This is a genomic window from Pseudomonas vlassakiae (genome assembly GCF_014269035.2).
In the GTDB taxonomy this organism is placed as follows: domain Bacteria; phylum Pseudomonadota; class Gammaproteobacteria; order Pseudomonadales; family Pseudomonadaceae; genus Aquipseudomonas; species Aquipseudomonas vlassakiae.
This window is the reverse complement of sequence record NZ_JABWRP020000043.1, coordinates 1-2,452: the sequence shown is the minus strand read 5'-3', so window position 1 is coordinate 2,452 and position 2,452 is coordinate 1. Positions and strand designations below refer to the sequence as shown.

Below are 2,452 nucleotides of genomic sequence, written 5' to 3'. Positions count from 1 at the left end.
ACGAAAAAATCAATGCGAAGGCCCCCAAGTATTAATCATCAAAATCGAAGGGCGAGACGACTGAGACAAAGTTGGCAATCGCCTCTAAACACTTCTTATTAAAGAACCCCAGCAACACCAAACTTTCCTGAAAACCAAACCGAGCTTTGAATCAATTCTCAGACATAAGTTTTTTGCCATTTTTGCCCATGCTGCAAGTCCCGACCTGAAATCATAAATTCACCACCACTTACAACAAAGTTCAATCGAAACGCAGCAGCCAGACCTTTCGTCTTTCTTATAATAACACTAACCTTTTTTTCACTTCTATCGATTACCTCGATCCGATCATTTACCTCATCGTATTCAGGATATCGACCACAAACCAAATTTTCTACTCTGTCGTAATTTCTCCCGCCTTCAAGCACATACTGGCGAAAAATATTCAAAAGGTCTTTACGCATGGTTTCCTCAAGCTCCGTTTCCGACAAGTCACCATCAAAGGCGTCGATGCTTTTTTGATAGTATGCCACTTCCCAGTTATACATTTCATGCATAAACCCCTTCAGAACCTTGCCAAACTCTTCATCCAGATCAGTTGCTGAATATTTTTCCATCTACGAGATCCCCATTCCTGAACACATTATAAATTACTTTTGTTGGCCTTGTGCCACCGGCACCGTATTTAAATACGAGCTCGACATCAACAGGCCCATTATCGAAGACGTCTTTTGCGATTTGTTTTTCAAAGTCCCTAAACAAGCCACGATTGACTTTAGACAGCTGAGGGAACACTCCTTCCTTCCCTCCGGAACCTCCTAAGAGCTTACCAATAATGTGTCCAGCATCATCATCGGAATTGCCCATCATTCGGGCCCAAGCCCTTGAGGACTGATTGGTAGCCGTACCTGTTTTTAGGTCATTTTTCGTGATAGTAGCAGTTGCCCTCAAGGGTTGGCCTGCCGCTCCCCTTGTCACATTAGTGTTGACACACCATCCTAAAGGATCAAGCCATCCCGTGGAATTAGGAGCATAACTGTAAAGGTTGAAACCGCCCAGTAGCCCGATAGGATCCTGAGTGGTAAACCGGGCCACCTCAGGGTCATAGTAACGGAAGGTATTATAATGCAACCCCGTTTCAACATCTCGGTATTGTCCCGGAAACCTTAGATTCTGCGTGATCTCTTGAATCGTTAGGTTCTCTATTGCCCCCCACGAACGATACGAAGCCTGCCAAACAATCGTGCCATCACTGTCCGTCAGTTCCAGCGGCGTACCAATCTGGTCGGTATGGAAGTAGTAGAGTTTCTGTTCTTGACCCTCAGCCTGGTCTACCCGCGCCAACGGTGCATAGCTACCCGGCTCATACAGGTACAGGATGTTCTGCCCAGGCGCCTCTTCCCGCAGCATCCTCAAGCCTTGCCACAGGAAGCGCTTCTGCTCGACTACGCCGTTGATTTCCGCCTGCTTGGCTACCCGCCGCCCAAGGCTGTCATACCGGTAATGCCCGGTACTCTCCAGCTTGCCATTGACCACTGTTTCCGCCCGAACCAGCCGGTTCTCGCAGTCATAGGCAAAGGTCTGCAGCTTGCTGTGCCCCGAGCGCTTCTCGATCAGGTTGCCCCAAGGATCATAGCGGTACTCCTGGTCCCGCCACTGCCTGATCCGGTTGTCCCTGACCTTGTCAAATTGGCGCGCATTAAAGTCCAGGCGGTTCGCCGCCGGGTCGTAGCGAAACTCTTCGCTACCCACCAGCGAGCCGGTATCCCGGCTGCGCAACTGGCCATTGGCTTCGTACTCGTACTTGATCTCGCCACGCAGCTTGTCGAGGGTGCGCACCAACTCTCCAGCCGGGTCGTACTGGTAACGGCGGTGAATCGGGTTGTAGGCATGCTCCACCAGCAACGAAGTATTGATGCCGGTGTTGTGTACCTGCGAGAGCTTGTCGGCAGGCAAGGTCGAGGCGAACTGCCAGGCCTTGCGCCCCATCGCATCGTAGCCGAAGCAACTGGTGAGCTTGCCCTGGGTGCGGTAGACCTCACGATGCAGGTCGTCGCGCTCCATGTCGCTGATCACCTGCCCGTCCAGATTCAACTGGTGCAGGTGCCCGCTGCCGTAGTACAGATGGTTGATCTTGCGGCCATCCGGCAGCGTCAGCGTGGTCAGGTTGCTGAGCGGATCGTACTCGTAGCCCAAGGTGCCATCGGGCGTGATCTCTTGGGTCAGCCGCCCCAGCAAGTCGTAGGCGTACTCCAGCTTTTCCTCGGTCACGCCAAGCTGCTTGCCGATTCCGCTCGGGTGCCGCTCGATGCTCAGCAACCGGTCACCGTCGTCATAGGTGAACCGCTGCTCAGCATCGCGATTGAGCTTGGCGATCAGGCGGCCAATGGTGTCGCGCTCGAACAGCGTATGCCGCTCCGGGCGCTCGGCGTTTTCACCGTAGCCAATCTCATCCAGCCGGACGAGATGGCCG

2 protein-coding genes are annotated in these 2,452 nt (G+C 52.7%); both read right to left on the bottom strand.

The features are described from left to right. Window positions 1-158: 158 nt before the first annotated feature. The gene (locus HU738_RS25680) at window positions 159-596 is read right to left on the bottom strand and encodes an NTF2 fold immunity protein (RefSeq protein WP_186605029.1); all 438 of its coding nucleotides are present in this window, start codon (window positions 594-596) and stop codon (window positions 159-161) included. After that, window positions 574-2,452 (bottom strand): RHS repeat-associated core domain-containing protein (locus tag HU738_RS25675; protein ID WP_217871537.1); only part of this gene is annotated, 1,879 nt, incomplete at its 5' end. The genes HU738_RS25680 and HU738_RS25675, both read right to left, overlap by 23 nt.

Excerpts from the sequence above, each read along its gene's own strand:
- HU738_RS25680 (WP_186605029.1), bottom strand. The coding sequence starts at position 596 with ATGGAAAAATATTCAGCAACTGATCTGGATGAAGAGTTTGGCAAGGTT.